This is a genomic window from Tersicoccus solisilvae (assembly GCF_014643255.1).
GTDB lineage: Bacteria > Actinomycetota > Actinomycetes > Actinomycetales > Micrococcaceae > Tersicoccus > Tersicoccus solisilvae.
Genome location: NZ_BMJI01000007.1, coordinates 92,617 through 113,885 on the forward strand (window position 1 = coordinate 92,617; position 21,269 = coordinate 113,885).

The 21,269-nt window shown below is 67.9% G+C and carries 14 protein-coding genes; 8 read left to right on the top strand and 6 right to left on the bottom strand.

Features of this window, described 5'->3' with window-relative positions:
- Nucleotides 1-106: 106 nt before the first annotated feature.
- Both IEX22_RS08030 and IEX22_RS08035 read right to left on the bottom strand, forming a co-directional pair.
- Nucleotides 107-1,435, bottom strand: a complete 1,329-nt coding sequence (locus IEX22_RS08030; RefSeq protein WP_306464433.1) for a glycosyltransferase — start codon at nt 1,433-1,435, stop codon at nt 107-109.
- Between the two features lie 88 nt (nt 1,436-1,523).
- Nucleotides 1,524-3,404: a glycosyltransferase gene (locus tag IEX22_RS08035; protein ID WP_188667816.1), complete on the bottom strand. Its 1,881-nt coding sequence runs from the start codon at nt 3,402-3,404 to the stop codon at nt 1,524-1,526.
- On the opposite strand from IEX22_RS08035, the gene IEX22_RS08040 reads away from it, so the two are divergent.
- The 8 genes from IEX22_RS08040 (at nt 3,378) to IEX22_RS08075 (ending at nt 13,187) form a co-directional block, all read left to right on the top strand.
- Nucleotides 3,378-4,403, top strand: a complete 1,026-nt coding sequence (locus IEX22_RS08040; protein ID WP_188667817.1) for a hypothetical protein — start codon at nt 3,378-3,380, stop codon at nt 4,401-4,403. The genes IEX22_RS08035 and IEX22_RS08040 overlap by 27 nt on opposite strands.
- Nucleotides 4,404-4,460: 57 nt before the next feature.
- Nucleotides 4,461-5,732, top strand: a complete 1,272-nt coding sequence (locus IEX22_RS08045) for a tetratricopeptide repeat protein (RefSeq protein ID WP_188667818.1) — start codon at nt 4,461-4,463, stop codon at nt 5,730-5,732.
- A gap of 101 nt (nt 5,733-5,833) precedes the next feature.
- Nucleotides 5,834-8,104, top strand: coding sequence for a glycosyltransferase (locus IEX22_RS08050; RefSeq protein WP_188667819.1), 2,271 nt, complete (start codon nt 5,834-5,836; stop codon nt 8,102-8,104).
- 5 nt (nt 8,105-8,109) lie between these two features.
- On the top strand, nt 8,110-8,745 hold the full coding sequence (locus tag IEX22_RS08055) for a PIG-L deacetylase family protein (RefSeq protein WP_188667820.1): 636 nt from the start codon (nt 8,110-8,112) through the stop codon (nt 8,743-8,745).
- A gap of 4 nt (nt 8,746-8,749) precedes the next feature.
- Complete coding sequence (locus IEX22_RS08060; RefSeq protein WP_188667821.1) at nt 8,750-9,883, top strand: WbqC family protein; 1,134 nt, start codon at nt 8,750-8,752, stop codon at nt 9,881-9,883.
- A 70-nt stretch (nt 9,884-9,953) separates the two neighbouring features.
- Nucleotides 9,954-10,529, top strand: coding sequence for a YdcF family protein (locus IEX22_RS08065; RefSeq protein WP_188667822.1), 576 nt, complete (start codon nt 9,954-9,956; stop codon nt 10,527-10,529).
- 89 nt (nt 10,530-10,618) lie between these two features.
- Nucleotides 10,619-11,761, top strand: a complete 1,143-nt coding sequence (gene wecB / locus IEX22_RS08070; protein ID WP_188667823.1) for a non-hydrolyzing UDP-N-acetylglucosamine 2-epimerase — start codon at nt 10,619-10,621, stop codon at nt 11,759-11,761.
- A 100-nt stretch (nt 11,762-11,861) separates the two neighbouring features.
- A complete protein-coding gene (locus tag IEX22_RS08075) occupies nt 11,862-13,187 on the top strand; it encodes a D-glucuronyl C5-epimerase family protein (RefSeq protein WP_188667824.1) in 1,326 nt (441 codons plus the stop codon).
- Nucleotides 13,188-13,215: 28 nt separating this feature from the next.
- Here IEX22_RS08075 and IEX22_RS08080 read toward each other — a convergent pair whose 3' ends face one another.
- The 4 genes from IEX22_RS08080 to IEX22_RS08095 form a co-directional block, all read right to left on the bottom strand.
- Nucleotides 13,216-15,102 (bottom strand): glycosyltransferase, encoded by a 1,887-nt coding sequence (locus IEX22_RS08080; RefSeq protein ID WP_188667825.1) that lies wholly within the window; start codon nt 15,100-15,102, stop codon nt 13,216-13,218.
- A 58-nt stretch (nt 15,103-15,160) separates the two neighbouring features.
- Nucleotides 15,161-18,004 carry a heparinase II/III domain-containing protein gene (locus IEX22_RS08085; protein WP_188667826.1) on the bottom strand — a complete coding sequence of 948 codons (2,844 nt, stop codon included), beginning with the start codon at nt 18,002-18,004 and terminating at the stop codon, nt 15,161-15,163.
- Between the two features lie 70 nt (nt 18,005-18,074).
- On the bottom strand, nt 18,075-19,361 hold the full coding sequence (gene wecC / locus IEX22_RS08090; protein ID WP_188667827.1) for a UDP-N-acetyl-D-mannosamine dehydrogenase: 1,287 nt from the start codon (nt 19,359-19,361) through the stop codon (nt 18,075-18,077).
- Between the two features lie 10 nt (nt 19,362-19,371).
- Nucleotides 19,372-21,090 (bottom strand): glycosyltransferase family protein, encoded by a 1,719-nt coding sequence (locus IEX22_RS08095; RefSeq protein WP_188667828.1) that lies wholly within the window; start codon nt 21,088-21,090, stop codon nt 19,372-19,374.
- Nucleotides 21,091-21,269 lie beyond the last annotated feature (179 nt).

The window sequence follows — 21,269 nt, forward strand, 5'->3', positions numbered from 1 at the left end:
CGGGTCGTCGATCCGGTGCCCCAGCGCGCCGGTCGGCCCCGTTCATGCTAACGGCACGGCACGGCCGGATCGGACACGCGCTCGACGTGCGCGGTGTGCGGTCGGGTCAGTTGGTGAAGAGCTTCCGGGAGGAGTTGACGAGCCGGCCCCAGAGCCCGGATGCGGTGCCGGCACGCTCGCGGTGGTCGCGCTCGGCGTCCGCTGTCGCATCCGACGCGGCGGCCTCGTGCATGAGACCGGCGTAGATGTCGGCGATCCGCGGCTCGTACGCCTGCCAGTTGTCGTTGGCGGTGAACTGGGCACAGGACTCGCGCATCCGGTCGAGGTCCGCGGCGGTCACCGCGTTCACCCGGGCCGCGATGTCGTGCGGATCGAGTTCTCGCCCGACGGTGATGCCGATGCCCCACTCGTTGATCCGCAGCGCCATCTCGGGCATGTCGGTCGCCAGCATGGGCACTCCTGCCGCGGGGTACTCCCACAGCTTGTTCGGCGAGCAGAAGCGGTGGTTCAGTCCCGTGTCCTCGTACGGGATCGCCCCCAGGGACGCCCCCGCGGTCCAGGACAGCAGCTCGTCGTGCGGCGCCCCGGGGATCTTCGCGATCCGGCTGCGGCCTTCCGGCCGGTCATCCGCGCGGGCCGCCGCCTCGTCGATCTGGCCGTCGAGCTTCCCCCACCCCATGAACACCAGCGACCAGCGCTCGTCGAGCAGCGTGGCCGCTTCGAGCAGGGAGGGGATCCCCCGGTGCGGGGCGAATCCGCCCTGAAAGAGCAGCACCCGTTGGTCCCGGGCCAGACCCGCGGCGTCGTGCAGGCGTCCGTCATATTCCGACATCGAGACCCGTTCCACCGCGTTCGGCACCAGGGTCGCGGTCGGCAGGCCCGGGTACTTCTCGGCGTAGAAGTCGGCGATGCTCCGGTTCAGGGTGATGAACGCATCGATGTTCGGCACGTTCTCCCGGATGATGCGGGGGTTGACCACGCGGCGGACGTCCTCGAGACCGGCGAGGTCCTCGTAGATCTCGTGCGCGTCCCAGACGATCGGGCACCCGAACGTCTCCTTGAACCTGCCGGCCGCGGTGAGCACGACGTGGTCGTGGACGTGGACGGCCTCCGGCTCGAACGTGTCCCGGACCTTGGCGAACACCTGTTCGCCCTGGACGCCGAAGGAGGTGAGGACGGAGTTCTCCCTGGTCGGTTCCAGGCCGTCCTCGCGCATCCGGGCACGAATGATGCTGGTGTCCCGGTGTGCCAGGTGCACCGGGATGCCATTCGGCAGGACGAACTCCTCGTCCTCGTTCGGCGTCAGGCCGAAGATCCGGACGTCGTGGCCGAGCGCCTTGAGCGTCCCGGCCTCCTTGAGTACCCGAGCATCGTGGAAGACGCCGTTGTGAACTACGGCCGCGATACGAATGATTCTTGCCCTTTCCTTCGACAGGGCGACATGAAGGCCGCACTGTCCCTGAGACCACCTCGACGATAGCGACGACGCTTCTCACCCCGCTGAACTGTCCGCACGACGTCATTCACTGCGCGTCCCAATTCGCGTGCGGGGCGAGACGACGCACGGCGCCCACAAGAATCCGGCGCTCGGATTCCCAGGTGTTGGCCAGACCGAACGTCTCGGCCGCGGTCCGGTATCGCGGGTACGCGGCGGGATCGAGGACGCTGCGGACGCCGGCGGCGAGAGAGCGCGTGTCCCCGGCGGCGAAGAGTTCCCCGCATCCGCTCCCCTGCACGACGCGCCGCAGTTCCGGGATGTCGGTGGCGACGAACGGGATCCCGGCACCGGTGTACTCGAAGACCTTGTTCGGCAGCGCCAGGCGGTTGTTCATCGAGACCGGCTGGTACGGGATCAGGCCCACGTCGGCGCCCATCGTGTAGGAAGGCAGCTCGTGAGGCGGCACCGCCCCCAGGAAGTGGACGCGATCGGCGACACCGAGATGCTCGGCGCGCGCCGCCAGCATCTCCTGCAGAGTGCCGTACCCGATCAGGAGGAGGTGGGCGCCCACCGGGAAGTGCTCGACCGCGTCGATGCACAACTCGAGCCCGCGCCCGGCGGCGAACCCACCCTGGTACAGGACGACCCGGTCGTCGTCCGTCAGCCCGGTCAGTCCACGCAGATCGACCCGCTTCTCCCGCTGCTCGGCGGTGATCCGGGGACCGCAGTTGCGCAACACGACTCCGTCGACTCCGTACCGCTCGCGATACTCGTCGCGGATCGACTCGTTGACGATCACCACCGTGTCGGCGCGCCGCATGTACTTCTGTTCGATCGGGCGCAGCAGTGCTCGCTCGCGCGGGCCGAAGGTGGTGCTCTCGAGGTAGAGCTCGTGGCAGTCGTGCAGGTGCGGCACCCGCGCCCGGCGCGCTCCCCGATTGGCACCCACCAGACCCGGGAGGTCGGAGCTCACCACGAGGTCGGGCGCCAGGTCCTGGACGCGTCGTGCGGACAGCCGCCAGAACTCCTCGAACCGGTTGATCCGGTGGAACCGCTTGAGGAAGCGGCGGATGGACTGGTCTCGGGCGGTGCGGGCAGCTCGACCCTGTCGTATCGCCCAGCGGCTCCCCCGCCTCCAGTTGCGGACCACCCTGCGGGCGGTCCTGACCGCTCGCGGGTTCGTGATCAGCCGTGCACCTCCCGGAAGCAGTGCCAACAGCGCCAGTTCCGGCGGACGACCGCCTTCGCCGGCGCGCGTGCGGCGCTCACGCGCGTCGCGCTTGCGCTCCCGGCGCTCGCGCCTCGCGCCATTCGTCGCGCTCAGGTGCTCCGTGTAGCGCACCGCCAGCGAGCGCGGGTCGAGGAAGTGGACCTGCAGGCGCGGATGATCGAGTCCGACCAGGAAGTCGTCGCGGGGCCGCGTATTCACGATGATCACCTCGGCGCCCATGTCGAGGAAGGTGAGCACGTTGCGGCGGATCCGACCGCGGATCTGGGGCTTCATCGCCACCACGACGACCCGAGGACGCCGATTCGTCACCGCCGGCACCTGTCGGCTCACGCCGTCGAGGCTCGGTTCGCCCTCGCGCTCGCGAGCCCCGGACACTCGGCCCGTGAGATCCAGTGCCTCGACGTGGCCGCCACCCCGATCGTTCATCGCGTTCGCCGTGCCCACGCCGGCCGCGTCGAGGCTCCTGATCGGTTCGACCCGCGGACGAGAACGCGATTCGCTCTCCCTGGGAACGCACATCCTTTTCTCACAATCGACCAATCTATCGGTTGCGCCTCGCAGGTCATTGCCGCCCTCGGTGCCTATCAGCGGGGTCGACGACGGCCTGTGGGTTCGACCGAGCGCATCGCCCGGGCGGCTATCCTCGGATGGGCGTTTCGAGCAGAGCTCTCCGCGCCACGACCGGAACCACGAGGAAGGAAACGGAGAGTGACGCATCCCGGCGGCGAACGCCAACGGTGGCTGCTGGCCGCCTTCATCGTTGTCACCGTGGTGTTCGCGCTCGGCCTGACGGCCGGCGCCCTTCTGGTGCCGCGCCAGGCGCAGATCGATGTCTCCGGAAGCACGCCCTCGACGGAGGCTGACAGCTCCGCGATTCCCCTGGGCTCATCGGAGAAGACGGTCGCCCGGATACACGTCGAGGGAAAAGCAGGCAACCCCGCACTCATCACCTACGACGCCGCCGTCGGGGCCGCCGACGCCCCCTCCTCGCAGGCCGCCATGGTGTCGTTCCGGGTCGAATGCCGCTCTCCCGACGGAAAAGACCTCCCGATGCAGACGACTGGCACGACAACGACGAACGTGTTCATCGCTCGCGGCGGCACCCTTCGCGGCCAGGCGCTCAGCCCCGCTCTTCCCGACGGGCAGACCACCTGCTCCCTCATCGGGGGGGCGCCCTTCGCCACTGCCCCCGTCAGCGGAATGGGAGACGCGTCCCTGCCCGTCACGGTCGAGCTTCGTCAGGTGACAGCGGGTGACCCTTCCTTCCAGCAGATGGATGGGGAGCTCGAGGACGCGACGGCGCTGACGCGCCGGACGTCAGAAGCAGTACTGGACACGCGCTTCGACACCGACTCGCGCCACCTTGATGTCTTCGCGACCGTGAGGCTGACCTCGTGCACCGTCGTCGACGGTTCGCGCGACGGAGACGGCCCCTTGGCCTGCAAGCCCGGCATGGTCGGACCCGACGCCTCCACCGTGCGCATCCGTGTTCTCGCCAGAACCTACGACGACGCGGGAAAGCAGATCGGCGGTGCCACCCTCTGGGACGAGGATGCGGCGGTCGCCCCGTCGACCCATCACCTACCGTGGACGATCAGGCTCGAGAACATCGACCGACGCATGACCGGCAAATCCGCGACCACGCGAATCACCGTGATCGTCGGAAGCGTCGCCGGTACCCCGGTCACCGTTCATGCCAACGGTACCGACGGCGTCGTCTCCCACCATTCCTGACGGTGCTAATGTCTCTCGAACCCCTACCCCCGGAGGAGTGCTTTGACAAGCAGTGAGATGAGTGCGCGCGATTCCTATATCGCAGGCCGAAAGGCCCTGGAATCAGGAGACTCGGAGGCCGCCTTCACTCTCATCGCCGCAGCCGTGTCGAGCAAACCTGACAATGCCGGCTGGAGAGCCTCGCTCGGTGCGCTCATGATGACTCACGGACGACTGGAGGAGGCAATCGCGCAGCTTCGGCGTGCCGTCGAGGACGCTCCGGGCACCGCGCGGTTCCGCATTCTTCTCGGCCGTGCACTGAATGAGGCGAATCAGGTTCAGGAAGCCCGCACCGCTCTTCTCAGTGCCACCGAAGTGGAGGCGGATTCGGTGGCGGCGTGGGCCGCACTGGGTAAGTTCTCGAGGGATCAGGGCGACATCGACACCGCCAAGCGTGCCTTCGCCAGGGTGGTGGAACTCGATCCGCACCAGGTCTCCGGGCACACCGCACTCGCCGCGCTGGCGGAGGAGGAAGGAGACTCCCGAGCTGAACTGCACCACCGTCGAATCGTGGCGGAGCTCAAGAGCGATCACGTCCCTTCACAGGTGATGCACGCCGCAACCCTGATGAAGGCCGGGCGATACGCAGAGGCCCGTGAGCGCTACCAACGGGTGGCCACGCTGCAGCCCGGTCATCCCGGCGCCAGCGCCGTGGTCGACGAACTGGACCGGTGGGCATCGTCCGGCCGCCCTGAGGGAGGGGTCGTCTCGGTCGACTACTACGACGCGGTGTACGGCAAGGACAATCACTACCAGGAAGACGGCGCCGCCCTGGAGCACGCCAGCCATTTCTCGCTCATCTGCGACCTCCTCGTGGCGGATGGAGCACAGAGCATCTTCGATCTGGGTTGCGGACCGGGACAGTTCGCCCAATACCTCAGGTCACGCTCCTCGATCCCCTACGTCGGCGTCGACTACAGCCAGGTAGCCATTCGTTCCGCCATCGATCGCCGGGTGCCGGACACCGAGTTCCGAGTGTCGGACATCGTGGCGTCGAGCCTCGAGGACGTGCCTCCGATCGCCTCGATTGTGTGCACGGAAGTTCTGGAGCACGTACTCGACGACGAGGCCTTGATTGCGAAGATTCCGGAGGGACACCCGTGCTATTTCTCTGTCCCCAGTTTCCACACGTTCGGGCACGTCCGTCATTTCGGTGATGCGGTGGCCGTTCGACAGCGTTACTCGCGCTACCTCGACGATTTCAAGGTCACGGAACTCAAACTCGGCGCGGGGAAGAATCGCCTCTATGTGTTCAGCGGCCGAAAGAAGTCCACGCCGAACGTCGATTGACTGACAGCGGGTGCGACGTCGCACCCGCTCCATCGTCGTCCCGGTAACGGGAAACTCCGGCGGCATGCTCATTCTTTACCTCCTGCTAGGATCGGGGCGACATGGGGACGAGAGACTTCGGCGCTGGGCGCCTCCGCGAGACCGGTGCGTCTCGTGATCCAGAGCACGAGCTCGCTTCAGCCCGTCACGTCGCGCAGGGTCCCCCGGAGGCGCACGAGGAGACCGCGGGTTCCGACGATGCGACGCCGACGGGCCGCCCGCAGCCTGCAGAGAGCCCGCTCGTGCACGACGAGCGCGAGGGATCGCCCAACCGCTCCGAGGTCACACGGGCCGAACCCGAGGGCGCGCGCGAGCCGGATCAGAATCCCGGTCAGCCGGCTCTCGATTCACACAGGTCCGGCCGTGCGCACGCCAGACGCGGAGGATTCGTCCTTCCCTTCATCAAGCCCAATAAGGGGACGCGCAGCCAGGACAGCACCGACCAGAAGATCGCTCCGAGCAAGCACGCTGGGGCATCCAGGGAGCAACTGAACGAGCTGCGCGACCGGAACGAGAAGCTCCGGGATCAGATCGTGGTGCAGCGTCAGCGGGAAGAGAAGCTGCACGCGCGCGAAGAACGACTTCGCCGGCGCGAGGAAAAACTGAATCGCGAACTCACGACCACGCTGGCACGCCTGACGTCCTCGGCCGAGCAGATCGCCAAACTCAAGACCAGCCTGCAGGAACAGCGCGCTCAGCTCGCCCGGGCCAACGAGCGAACCGCCCAGCTCAAAGACCAGATGAACCAGCGGCTCTCCACCTCCGCGGAGCAGATCGCCAACCTCAAGGCCAGCCTGCAGGACCAGCGCGCTCAGCTCGCCCGGGCCAACGAGCGAACCGCCCAGCTCAAAGACCAGATGAACCAGCGGCTCTCCACCTCCGCGGAGCAGATCGCCAAGCTCAAGGCCAGCCTGCAGGAACAGCGCGCTCAGCTCGCCCGGGCCAACGAGCGAACCGCCCAGCTCAAAGACCTGATGAACCAGCGAGTCTCCGCTTCCAAGGCGCAGCTCGCGAAACTCGCAGGGAGCGTGCGAGAGCAGCGATCACGGGTCGTCCAAGCCAATGAACGAACCACGCAGGTCAAGGCAACGATGGACGAACGCACTCGCCTCTATCGGGACCGGCTCGCTACGAGTCGCGAGACGATCGCGCAGAAGACCGCGACCTACAACGCCGCGCGGCGGTACATCGGAATCTATCGTCAGGGCTTGATCTTTGACGAAGTAGCCAAGTCCGATGTCGATTTCGCCGCGGACGCCTATCTGTGCCTGCTCCCCAGCTCCGTGCCGGCAGGTCTCGCGCTGAGTCGCCTCAAGGGTGGTCGCGTCTTCTGCGATTGCGTCGAGAACGTCGAGGTTCACAAGCACTCGCTGGCGCCCAGAGTTCACCAGCCGGCGCTCGAGCTGATCAATGCGGCGGCTACCGGGTCACTCATGGCTGCGGACGGCATCCTCACGGTGGGCAATGCGCTGGCGACAACGCTCGAGCGGTTCGGCCCTCCGGTGCATGTGCTTCCCAACTTCAGGCGCTTCGAGCAGCCGACCCCTGCCAACGAACTGAGGGCCGCGTGCGGCCTCAAGCCCGACGATCGCCTGCTGTTCGCGAGCGGCAACGTCGTCGTCGGCTTCGAACCGGTCGTTCGCGCCATGGCTGCACTACCTTCCAATGTTCATCTCGCGGCCTTCGTGCGACTCAAGCCGGCCGACTACGAGGCGACGGTCAAGCAAGAGATCGCGGACCTCGGCTTGAGTGACAGAATTCACTTCTTCGATTTCGTCGAGTACTCCCGGCTCGCATCGTTGGCCGCAGATGCCGACGTCGGCCTCATCACGAGCGACACCAGCAATCCGAACGGTGCCGTGGCATTGCCCAATCGGCTCTTCGACTACTTGACCGCCGGACTGCCGGTGATAGCACCCCCCATGCCCGATGTCGTCGACATCATACGCAAGCACGGATTCGGGAAGACCCTGGAACAGGTGACTGCGACGAATTGGGCGGAAGCAATCACAGAGGTGCTTCACCACAGGGATGCCTTCAAGCAGGCTGCGCTGAGAGCCCGGCAAGAGTTGACCTGGGAAAGCGGTGAAGACGAACTGGTCTCGTTCCTCGGAAATCCTCGAAGTGTGACGCTCATCGGATTTCGAGACCTCTCCCGCTACCAGCGGTTCCTCAGGGTTGCCCAGACCCTGACATCTCGCGGAATCAAGGTCAAGGCTTTGTTCCTTTCAGCCGATCCTGCGCCTGTGTCGATACCCGGCGCAGAGTTCTATCACTTCTCCGACCGGTACGGTCTAGGAGACGGTCCAATTCAAGTCAGGCACGAAGGGTAGGAAGAGTGCTTCAGCAGAAGTCGAGGATTCTGGTCCTTGCTCCTCACACGGACGACGGTGAGCTCGGTTGTGGCGGCACGATCGCCCGCCTCATCAAAGAAGGACACGAGGTTCACTATGTTGCCTTCTGCAACTGCGACGAGAGTCTTCCGGAGGGCATCGCTCCCGGCACACTTCGCGCGGAAGTGATGCGCGCCACCAACGTTCTCGGCATCCCCCCCGAGCGGGTGAGTGTGCTCGATTTCCGCGTTCGGTACCTGGCGGACCAGCGGCAGGGCGTGCTACAGCACCTCGTGGAGCTGAATCGTGATCTGAAGCCGAGCGTGGTCTTCTGCCCGACTCGAGAGGATCTCCATCAGGACCACGCGGTCGTGGCCACCGAGGCTCTCCGCGCATTCAAGGCGCGGACGATCCTGGGGTATGAGATGCCGTGGAACAACATCACCTTCGACGCCAACATGCTGGTGCGTCTCGAGGAGCGGGACGTGGAACTGAAGGTCGCGGCGCTGGCCGAGTACGAGTCACAGCGACACCGTCCGTACATCACCGAACGTTTCATCCGCGGGTTGAGCCACTCGCGGGGAGTCACCATCGGTGAGGAATACGCCGAGGCGTTCACGTTGTACCGGGGGGTGCTCTGACCCGATGTCGAACCTCAATTTCTCCGTTCTCGAGAAAGACCAGCTTGAGATTCGCCTGCCAGAACTTCGTGCGGTGGACGCGGACGTCGAGTGGATGACCTGGGATGACGCTGCTTATCTCAGAGATCTGCCACGCAAATGGGAGTTGTCCCGCCTGGCTGAACGTGACGGCGCCGTCGTGGGCTACGCACTGTGTTCTGAGAAGGGCGACACCGTCTGGCTGCACCGCATTGCGACCGGGCGATCAATGCGTGGGTCTGGCCTCGGGTCGGAACTCCTGCACGCGGTCGAGCGAGGAGCACGTGAGCGCGGATTCGCCAAGGTTAGCCTCAAGACCCCGACGGCCAACACAGACGCGCGCCGGTTCTACGAGTCCAACGGCTACGGAGAGATGGGGAGGGACTCTGAGCACGTGCAGCTGGGTAAGGTGCTCAAGCCTGCGGTGGTCGGCGTCCACCAGCCGAATTACCTGCCCTGGCTCGGATATTTCTACAAGCTCAGCCGCAGTGACACGTTCGTCATTCTCGATGATGTCCTGGCACCGAGCAGGGGCTACTTCAACCGCTCCAAGGTTCTGGTCCAGGGTCAAGGCCGATGGATGACCGTCCCCGTGCACCGCAATGACGGCTATATCCATCACATGACGACCGCTGACGGCGAGTGGGTCGCGAAGCATCTGGGGACGCTGAGGCACAATTACCAGAATGCGCCGTTCTATGACGAGTTGATGCCGGAACTGGGCGAACTGATCGAACGCCACTCGGTCGGACGGCTGGCCGAGCTCAACGAGGCTCTCATCTCCCACGTGGCCGGCCTGCTCGGCATCACCACGCCCTGTGTCAGATCGTCGCGATTCGCCCTCGAGACGAAGGGCGATCAGAGGCTCGTCGACCTCGTCGCTGCGGTCGGCGGATCTTCCTATCTGTCGGGCAACGGTGGCGACAATTACCAGGAGGCCGAGACCTTCGGAGCGGCGGGACTCGAACTGGTGTATACCGGCTTCACCAGCGAGCCGTATGGGCAGCAGCACCCCGAGTTCGTTCCTGGGCTCTCTGCCGTCGACGCCCTGTTCAATATCGGCCCCGCCGCCACGCGGCAGCTCATCGACGACGCTCCGGCGCCTCAACAGCGGAGCTGAACGGGATACCGGGGCAGTGACCCTCGCGCCGGGGCCTTCCCCCCGCGACCGCAACGCAGGGGCTGCCTCGGTGTACCCCCTCGCCACCCAGCGGACGGGTTCTGTCGCGGCCTTGGTGCGCCGCTGCCTCGTGGCCGCGGCCGTCGTCGTTCTGATCTGGCTGGCCACCTGCCTGGCACTGTTCGTGACCGTCGACTCATCACCGGCGCGGCGCACCAACGCGGTCATCATGCTCGGCGGGGACAGCACCGAACGGTTGCCGGTGGCGCAGTCGGTGCGGCGAGCGACGGGCACACCGAACCTCGTCCTGTCCAACACCGACACGCCTGGCAATGCCTCCGCCGACGCCCGGTGCGCAGCCAATTCCTCGGCGCGGGTCATCTGCTTCAGGCCCGTCACGAAGGACACGCGTGGCGAAGCCCGGGCGATCGGTCAGCTGATCGCCGATCGTCACTGGACGGCCGTGACGGTCGTGACGTCGCGCTACCACGCGACCCGGGCGCGCATGCTTCTCGTTGCCTGCACCGACGCACGCGTGGACGTCAAGGTGAGCGAGCCGCGGTTGAATCCGTGGCAGTGGGTGGAGCGCTTTGTCTCCGAGACCGGCGGCGTGGTGGAGACCGCGCTCGCGCCACCGTGCGGCTAGCCGATTTCGATACCGATCGCGATGTCCCCTAGATTCAATCGTGACGGGGTCAATCCGCCGCCGGTCTCGATCTCCAGGGGGAGCCACCCATGCCCGTTGTCATGCCGATCTTCGGCACCCGTCCGGAGGCCATCAAGATGGCGCCCGTCGTCGAGGCACTGCGGCGGGCCGGCGGAGTCGAGTGCTTCGTCGCTGTCACGGGCCAGCACCGGGAGATGCTCGACCAGGTCAACGAGCTGTTCGGCATCAAGCCCGATCACGACCTGGACATTCTGCAGCCGCGTCAGTCACTCACCGGGATCATGACCCGCACGATGGAAGGCCTCGACCGGCTCTTCACCGAGAACCGGCCGGACGCCGTCATCGTTCAGGGCGACACGACGACGACGATGGCCGGCGCCCTCACGGCCTTCCAGCACGGCATTCCCGTGGTGCACGTCGAGGCGGGACTGCGCAGTGGCAACCTCTTCTCGCCGTTTCCCGAAGAGGCCAACCGCAAGATCACCAGCCAGGTCGCCAGCCTTCACCTCGCGCCGACGCCGACGAGCCGGGACAACCTGCTGGCCGAAGGGATCGACCGTGACGACGTCGTCGTCACCGGCAATACCGTCATCGACGCCCTGTTGACCACGGCCGGCAAGGAGATCCCGTTCTCCGATCCGGTGCTCGAGGAGCTGGCCTCCAGTGGTCGCCGGGTGCTGCTGGTGACCACGCATCGCCGAGAGAACCAGGGCGAAGCCATGGAGGGCGTCGGCCGTGCGCTGGCCCGCGTCGCGGCCGCCGAACCGGACGTGACGATCGTCCTGCCGGCGCACAAGAATCCGGTGGTTCGGGAAGCCGTGCTGCCGGCCATCGAGGGCCTGCCGAACGTCATCGTCACCGAGCCCCTGGCGTACGGCGAGTTCACCCGCATGATCGCGATGAGCCACGTCGTCCTCACCGACTCCGGCGGCGTGCAGGAGGAGGCGCCCAGTCTGGGCAAGCCGGTGCTCGTGATGCGGGAGAACACCGAACGACCCGAGGCCGTCACCGCCGGCACGGTACTGCTGATCGGAACCGACGAGAACCGCATCGTGGCCGAGGTCCATCGCCTGCTTCACGATGAGAAGCACTTCGACGCCATGGCCCACGCCGTCAACCCCTACGGCGACGGACGGGCCGCCGAACGGACCGTGGCCGCCGTCCTTCAATTGCTCGGTCTCGGGAAGCGAATCGACGAATTCACGGGCTGAGCGAGACGCTGGCGACGACCGCCGACGATCTCGAATGGCGATGTGAACCATCGGGTATTCTGAAATACGGGAAATTTGTGGCCCGAAAAACGAGGACGGCATGAGCACAGCGGACGCGTACATCACCAATGAGCGTGAGGTCGGGCTGCCACCGCTCCACTTGGCGAGGAAGGCCGTCTGGGACTACTACCAAGTGGAATTCCTGCCCAATGGGTACCCCGGACGGCGCACCAACGGAGTGCTTTTTGCGCATCCCATCTACGGTCCCTACGTCATCACCGATTATCTCGCCCAATACCGTCGCACGAAGAATCCCACATTCCTCGAGGCCGCGTGTAGAGTCGCGGACGCCGCCGTCGACCAGATGGAGGTGCTGCACGACGGACTTGTTTTCATGTACGACGAGGAGAAGGCCAAGGTCTCCAGCAAGAAGGGGACGTGGTACAGCGGACTGACACAGTCCCGCTACATCAACGTCTTCACCAACCTGCTGGCGGAGCCCGGGACGGATCGCTTCCGGGAGCCGCTGTCGGCAATTCTCGCCAGTCTGACGATTCCTGTCGAGAATGGAGGCGTCGCGCGTTACACCGACAATGGTGGTCTCATCATCGAGGAGTATCCGTCGGTCTTCCCGAACTGCACGCTGAACGGGTGGACGAGGGCGACGTGTGTGATCAAGGACCTCGCCGTGTCAAGTGGCGACGAGAACGTCTGGGACATCTTCGCCAAGTCGGTTCGCGGCATCGAGAGCGTCATCTCGCTCTATGACGTCCCCGAACTGGCGAACTCCCGGTACAAGCTCGAAGGGGACGCGACGCTGCGGTTGACCGTCGATGGCGCTGACATCGACGTCCTGGACTGTCGGGTGCTCATTCCCGGAAGCGGCACGTTCGCAGCGAATGCGGAAGGGGACCCCGCGGGGGAAGTGCTCAAGAACGGCCCGGTGAAGCTGACCGACGGTCGTGCGCACACGCTCAAGGTCCTTCTCAGCAGGTATTCATGGCCTGCCCCGAACCGGGTGCTGCTCACGGTCGATGCTCCACAGGACGCCAAGCTCGCCGTGGCCATCGGTGACGGCGAATACAACCCGCTGGCCAGCAGTCCGCGCGTCCGCTCCTATCGGCCAACGCGCGAGTTCGCTGTGCCGGCAGGGGAGAGCATCGTCGAGGTGGAGGTCCCGTGGACAGAGGCGGAGATGGTCGCGCATCCGACGAACTTCGGAAAGAAGATCGCGGGTAGGCAGTTCAACCAGTATCACTTCATCCACGTCGATACCCTCGGCGAGATCCTCACGCGGACCGACAGTGACATCCTGCGCTATTACCGAGACCGGTGGGATCAGTACCCGTCACGATGGCCCGAGTTGCCGGCGTACCAGGACGAAGGTCTCATGCTCGAGCGGTTCAACGTTCAGAAGCACCAGTAGCCTCGCGGGCTGACGCCGGTCCGCCGTGTCAGGCGGTGACGACGGGCTCCCCCAGCCGCCGGTACTCCCGCAGGTAGGCGGCCGCGTTGGCTTGCCACGACCGATGCTCCCGCACCCACGTCGCCCCGTCCACCGCCATCCGTGCGCGCGTCGCCTCGTCCGCCACCAGACGGGTGAGGACCTCCGCCAGGCTCTCGCTGTCGCCGGCCCGGAACAGCGCCGAGGAGCCGCTCGCGTCGGCGATCTCGCGGAGCGCGCTCACATCGGACATGACGACAGCGCGGCCCGTGGCGAAGGCCTCGAACGGTTTCAGGGGCGTCACCAGTTGGCACACCTCCGCCGGGGTGCGGGGCACCACGAAGACGTCGATCATGCCGTAGTAGTCGAGTACGGCGTCGTGCGGCACGCGACCGGTGAAGATCGCGTCGTCGATGCCCAGCCGCACGGCTTCCTCCGTCACCGCGGCCAGCACGGGCCCGTCCCCGACGATGAGGAGACGCACGGGGCGGTCGGCGCGCTCGCGCAGCTGCCGGAAGGCACGGAGCAGGACGGGAATGCCCTCGTACTCGACGATCGAGGAGATGTAGCCGACGACGGTCTCCTCCGCCCGGATCCCGAGCTGCTGTGCCAGCGCGGGGTTGCGGGCCTGCACGGGGAACTGCGCACCACTGACCGCGTTGGGCACCACCGTGACCCGGTCGGCAGCGCAGCCGTGGTCGACGATGCGCCGCTTCATCACGTCCGCCAGGGTGAAGACGTGATCGGCGGCTCGCCGGTACTGGTCCTCCCGCTCCAGGCGCCACCGGTACGTGTCCGGGCGGCCCCAGCGGGCACAGAACGCCTCGACGTCCTCGATGCCGGTGGTCTGCGCCATCCGGGAGAGCCAGGACTCCTCCCAGAACCCGCGGGTCTCGTACACCACGGGGATGCCGAAGTGGTCGCCGACGATCCGGGCGGTCAGGGCGTTGGAGAAATCGGAGTGGGCGTGCAGGACGGCGGGGCGCACCATGGCGGTCACCCGGGCCAGGTGGTCGACGTTCGCGGCCAGCCACGCGGTCAACGGCAGCGCCGTCCGACTCGCCTCGTCGCTGACGTGGTAGCGGATGCCGTCTCGCTCCAGCACCCCGCCGACCGCCTCCGGCGACGACTCACCGCTCTGGTTGCACACCTCGACCGTCAGACCCGCTTCGCGCTGGGCCAGGGCCGTGTAGTGGGTGCGCAGGGTGTATCCGGACTGGGTGATGGGCAGGACCTTGCCGACCACGTGCAGCACGGTGCCCGGACGCGGATCCACGCGCGGGTGCGCTTCGCCGACCGCCGGGACGAAGGCGCCCGAGAAGACGGCGACCTCGGCGTCCCGTTGCTCGACGGCGGCGGCGAGCTTGTCGTTCGGCGCCTTCGCGAGCACGAGCCGCAGCAGGTGCTGGCTCTTGACCGTGTAACCACGCGCGCGCAGCCCACGGGCGACCGTGCGCAGGGTGGTGAGGGACACCGCGTCGAACGCGTCGGCCGCCGCGACCATCTCGTACACGGCCAGCGGGTGGGAATCAGCCCGGTCAGCCGCCAACCGAACGACATCCCGTCGCATCAGCGTTCTCCAGCCGGGGTCTCCGTCGTCCGCCCGGTCGAACACGGCGTCGGTCGCGACCTGAGCACGACTCCTGGCCGTCGCCCGGCCCCGGCGGGTCGCGGCCCTCACGGCCTGGAAGGCCGGATTGCGTCGCAGCCACGACGCCACACCCCGGCGGGCGATCACCAGCGCGACGGCAGCGAGGACGACGCAGGCCGCAGCCACCGTGAGGAGTGCGGTCGACGCGATGACCGCGCGAAGGACGACCAGGAGCACCAGCGCACCCGCCGCCGCGGACAGCACGATGGCCCGGTCGAGGGTGAGGGACCGACGTCCAGCACTCATCCGACGACTCTCCGTTCTTCTCCGGCACGGTGCCCGTGCTGCTCGTGGCTCCGACCGGTCACCGGGCCCCCGTCATGAACTCGAGGGCCTGCTGGCGATAGTGGGCATACCGTGGGGCCGTGGCGGCGACATGCCCCTGGCCCCAGTCGACAGGGATGAACCGCACGCGATCGGAATGGGCGGGATGAACGTCCTCCAGCATCGCCCGGAAGGGAGCCAGGTGGTGCTCGACGTGGTGCTGGTCCCGCTCGTTCTGCACGTACAGGATGCGCGGCAACCGCTCGACTTCCCGATATCGGTCGATGACGGAGACCCGACGCCGAAGGTCGGCGGGCACGTTCCCGACCGAGGTGCGCAGACACGTCCGCAGCGCCCTCTCGGCACTCGGCGCGAAGTACGCCTCCACATCCGTCTGCGGATTGAAGGCGAGCACCGTGGCGTCCTCGAGCCACGCAGCGACCTGAAGGGCGGTGAAACCACCGCCGGAACTCCCGGTCAGCAGCACGCGACGGGAACCGGTCAGCTGGGCCACCCGATCGATCCAGGCCGCCATCTGTCGGTGGAGGTCGACGTCCGGGGTGCCCAGGTACCAGGACAGCGTCATGCCTCTGTCCAGGTCCAGGCTCGGATCCTGAAAGATCGCGAAACTGTCCGCCTTTCCGAGGTCGCTCGTCAGACCCTGGAAGAGCGGCAGCGTCGACTTCGTCCGGTTGACCGCTCCGTGGAAGCGAACGGTCAGCGTGTCGCTGGTGCCACGCCCGTAGGCAACCGGAAGGACGAGCGGTCCGAGATCGGCGGCGACGAGGGTCGCCCCGTCGGAGACGGCGGTCAGTTCCTCGAGGCGGTTCACCGTCGACATGTCGAGGCCGTACGTCGCCGAGTGCAGCGGGCTCTGCCCACTCCAGTCCAGCAGCGGTTCGCGCTTCAGCCCGACGGTCGCCGCTGTGAGTCCGAGTTCCGCCGCCAGGTCGGAGCCGGCCACATCGATCAGCGCGGCGCGCAGACCCTGATCGCTCGTCCGGCGGGGACCGAGGTCGAGGGCCAGGTCGAGCAGACGGGTCAACGCCTCGAGGCGAGCCGATCGCAGGTCCGGCTGCGACCGGATCCAGTCCTTGAGCGCGGCGCCGTACTCCGAGGTGTACACGTCCCCCGGAGCCCTCGGCACCGCGCTGGTGGCTGCTGCCCCTCGGCGGCGGTCGACAGCCGCACGCCGTACGTCTTCCAGGCCGGTGGACGAGGCCGACGGCGTTCCGAGGGTAGCGGTGGCCGACGCCCCGTCGAGGACGAGGCCGAAGTCATGCCGGCCCACGGTCGCCGCCACGGCCAACCGGCCGCCCGTCGACCGCAGGGAGGTGAGGTCGAAGTGTCCCCGAGGCGGCACGGCGATCACGGTGATGTAGCGGAACCGGGTGCCCGTCTGCTCGGCGGTGACCACCGGGCCCGGCTCGCCCTCCCCCTGCGCCACGGTGATCTCGGGGATGTTGCCGCTCCAGAGCAGGGTGGCGCCGGACTCGTCCCGGGTCAGGTCGACTCCGTGGGTCCTGGTCCTGACGGCGGTGCCCGCGTCGAGGTGCCACCGCTGACGCGCCGTCACCTCGTCGTCGCTGAGCACCGTGTCCACCACCACGACGAAGTCACCGCCCCGGCAGTAGGTCACGCGACGGCGGATCTCCACACCGGGGTACCCGCGATCGACGAACAGGAAGTCGTCGACGTCGTCGGTCAGGTGGTGCCGCTCGAGTGCGACGTCGGACGCCGGGTCGTACGGCCGGTCGACGATCTCGACCACGTTGTGGCTGACGCGGGAGGTCGGCACGTGGTTCTGCTGGTCGACGTCCGGCCCGGCGTCGACCAGCCACGGGTGCCCACCGCTGTGCAGGGTCAGGGAGCCACCGTCCTGGTGACCACGGGCCCGGTCGGCCCGCCCGAAGGACAGCGAGTAGAAGGTCTCGTCGTCGAACGCCCGTTCATGCGCCCCCCAGCCGCTGCGGCCGAACGCAAAGCCGCGCCGGTAGACCCGGGCGAGATCGGCGGGCGGCTCACCGGTCGATCCCCGGGACAGCATCCACGCCGCTTCCGCGCTCGTGACTCCCGCGAGGGTCGCGACGCCGGTGTCGCCGATCCTCTCCAGGGTGCCGTCGGGCCGGGTGGCGTGGGCGAGTTCGAGCGCGGCGAGATCGAGCCGTTCGGCGGCCGCCGGGCGGGCGATGCCCTCCCGGTCGAGCCGGCTGAGGGCGGTGCGCCACGCCAGGTACGTGCTCTTGTGCTGAGCGACGCTGCCGGCAGCCGCGATGCCCTCCTCGTCGTAGGTCTCGGCGACCAGCTCCGCGAGGCGATCGACGGCGAGCGTGGTCCAGTCAGCGCGGTGGAACACCGCGCCGATGACGAACAGCGCCTGGTGCTGGTGGAGCGCTTGACTCGCCCTGCCGAGATGGCCCGGTTCTGCCAGCCACGCCCCGTGTTCGAGGATGGATTCGATCAGCCACGGATCGCTGTGGGCGGCGACGAGGGGCAGGGCGAAGACCAGGGACAGCGCGCGTTGCGCCTCGACCATGGGTGTCCACGCCGGGTTCGCCCCACCGGTCCGGGCGGGGTTGTTCGCGATCCACGATCGGCACGTGCGCAACCAGTAGGCCCGCGCAGCGTCGTCCCCGGTCAGGGCGACCCGCCGCACCGGTTCGAACCACCGCAGCATGTGCAGCTGGGTCTGCCAGTTCCGCCGGCCGAACGGGTCGGCGTCCCAGTCCATCGGGTCCGGCAGCTCCCACGCCGGGTGCGGCCGCAGGGTCACCCGTCCCGCCATCACCTCGTCGGCGACCTCACGGTCGGTCGAGATCGCGGTGTACGCCCCACCGAACATCTGCCGGTGGACGACGTCGAGATCGAAACGCGGAAGGGGCACGGCGGCTTTCTGGACGGGGCGGGACAGGGCACGGGGCCGCCACGCGGCTGCGCGGGGCGACCCCGTGACGTCAGACGGTGGTGTTGAGCGGCTGGAACGTGGTGGCGTCCGCCCGGCCGAGGAAGCCGCGAGTGTCGATCACGACGTGCCCGGACAGGTCCGCCGAACGAAGGCTGACGAAGGCGTCGTGGTCGACCAGCAGCACGACGACGGCGGACGCGGCGATCGCTCCGTCCAGGTCCGTGAGCGCGATGTTGGGGGCGTCGAGCTGCGCCGGCAGAGCAGAGACGTGCGGCTCCACCACGGACACGGTCACCTCGGGCAGGGCCGACGCGAGCTGCTCGACGATCGCCACCGACGGGGACTCACGCAGGTCGTCGATGTTCGCCTTGAACGCCAGCCCGAGGGCGGCGACGCTGGTGGCGCCCGTCCGGGCCACCGCCTCGCGCACCCGCTCGATCACCCAGGCCGGCTTGCCGTCGTTCACCTCGCGAGCGGTGCGGATCAGCCGGGACTGCTCCGGGGCGGCGGCGACGATGAACCAGGGGTCCACCGCGATGCAGTGTCCGCCCACGCCCGGGCCGGGCTGCAGGATGTTGACCCGCGGGTGGTGGTTGGCGAGCCGGATCAGTTCCCAGACGTCGATGCCGAGCCTGTCGCTGATCAGGGACAGCTCGTTCGCGAACGCGATGTTGACGTCGCGGTACGAGTTCTCCACGAGTTTCGCCATCTCGGCGGTCGAGGCGTCCGTGGTCAGGATCTCGCCCTGGCAGAACGTGGCGTAGAGGCGAGCCGCCCGCTCGGCCGCTGCCGGCGTGATCCCGCCGACGATGCGGGCGTTGGTGACGAGCTCGATCATCACCCGGCCCGGGAGCACCCGTTCGGGGCAGTGCGCCAGCAGGAGGGCCGGCCTGCCGTCGGCGCCGTCCAGGCTGAGATCGGGGCGCAGCTCGATCAGGTACTGCGCGAGGTGCTCGGTGGTCCCCGGCGGGGACGTGGACTCGAGCACGATCAGCTCGCCGCCGCGCAGCTGCGGGGCGACGGCGCGGGCGGCCGCTTCGATGTAGCTCAGGTCCGCACTGTGGTCGTCCTGGAACGGGGTCGGCACGGCGATGATGTACGCCCCGGCCTCGGGGACCTCCGTCGAGGCGCGCAGCGTGCCGTTCTTGACCGCACCGGCCACATAGATCGACAGGTCGGGCTCGACGAACGGCACCTCGCCCGCGTTGACGGCGTCCACGGTCGCGGGATTGACGTCCACGCCGACCACATGGACATTGTTGCTGGCGAGGATGGCCGCGGTGGGCAGTCCGATGTATCCGAGTCCGACGATGACGACGTCGATGTTCTCCTGCATTCGCGACCTTTCAGAGCGAGATGATGCGCTGAGGCTCTCCTCGCGCGACCATCCGACTCGAGGCCGACAGGACGTCGGCCGAGACTGCCCACGTGTGATCCGTCCCGCCCCGCACCTGGCAGTAGTTGAACCGATCAGCCGAATAGACCTTGCCCCCAGCATGGACGATCATATCCAAGAACCGCGTGTCCTCGCCCCGCCCGACGTCGGCGAACGGGTGCTCCCGGAAGACCGGTGCCGCCGCGGCGAGCGTGGGACCCGCCACGCGATCGGTCCAGCGATGCTCCGCATCGGGGTGCCGGAGCAGCAGCCGGTCCTCGACCTGGAGGTAGTGCGCCTGCTTTCCGACGACCTCGGCAGCCGAGTAGCCGAGCGCGTTGACCGTGTCGTGCAGGTACGCGGGCGCATAGAGGTCGTCGTCGTCGATCTTCGCCAGGACGGCCCCGTCGGCGGCCTCGACGCAGCGGTTCAAGCATGCACCGAGGCTGACCGAGCGCGGGGCGGAGAGCACCACGAGATCCTGGAGCCCGCTCTCGGCCCGCAGCTCCCGGATCGTCGCCGCGTCCGGCTCGTGGCCGTGGGTGAGCAGCACCACCTGCAGATCGACGTCCTGCTGCCCGGCGAGCGTCATCACGACATCCCGGAGCCGGTCCGGGCGGAACGTGCTCACCAGGGCGCTGACCGTGGGCGGGGTGACGGGCCGGTGGGCCGGCGGCAGGGCGAGCCGGAGCACCTCCTCCGCGCGATGCGCGTAGGTGTGCTCGTCCCAGATGCGGCGCTGCATCAGGTGCAGGACGCGATCGGCTTCCTGCGGGTCCTCGAGAATCTCGCGCAGGGCGGTGGTGGTCTCCGCCCGGCCGTGGACCTGGCGCAAACCGGTGCCGCCGAAGAACCGGTCGACCGCGGGGCTCGGCGTCGTGATCACCGGCGTGCCCGAGGCCGGGATCTCGAAGAGCCGACGCGCACACATGGTCGGGGACCCGGCCACCGTGTTCACGTTCAGGAACACCCGGTAGGCGCGGTAGGCGGTCAGCATCCGGTCGTAGTCCAGGGAGCCGACGACGAACGAGGCGAAGCGCTCCGGGAAGCGGTAGCGCTCGTCGGTGCCCGCGTGCCGGGCGAAGATCTCCAGCGTGCTCTCGCCCGCCCGCGCGAGGTCCGCGGCGCCGTCGAGCACCGCATCGAGCTGGTCCCGGCGACCCGGGAACTTGTGCGCGAAGTACATGCCGGCGAACGCGATCCCGCGGGCGTGCCAGCCGCGCCCGGGTCGCGCCGGGTGGTGTACGGCCGGCTGCGCGGCGAACGGCAGCACCCCGACACGACGGTGGCCCAGGTCCTCCCGGTAGGCCGCGAGCCGGTTCTCGTCCGTCGTGAACACGACGTCGGCGAGCCGCGCACAATCGAGGAAGTCCGCGTAGTGGACCGGATCCTCCTTGTTCCAGAACACCGTCGGGATGCCCGCAGCACGACACGCCTCGACCAGTCGGCGGACCTGGGCGCCGGCGGGCAGGTCCCCGTTGAGCGGCGAGCGCCAACGGCCGCGGTTGGGCCGCCAGGCCGACTCGATGAACACCAGGTCCAGCGGCTCAGCGGCCAGTTGCTGGTGCCAGGTGTCGCTGTCCAGCAGGGTCAGGGACCACTCCGGCCCGAAGGCGTCCAGCGAGAAGTCGTCCAGCACCACTCCGACCCGCAGGTCCGCCCGACGAGGTGCGGCAGGGCGCCGCCGCATCGGGGCGAACGTGAGGTGGCGGTGGCGTCGACCCCGCCACACGGCTTCGGCTCCCCGGCCGGAGCGCGGGCCGGAGCCCGCGGACGCCGAGCGCTGCCGCGCGCGCCAGCGCCGGAGTTGGCGGAAGCCCCCGTGCCGGAGGTGCCAGAGTCCGGTACGCACGGCGCGCAGGGTGCGCG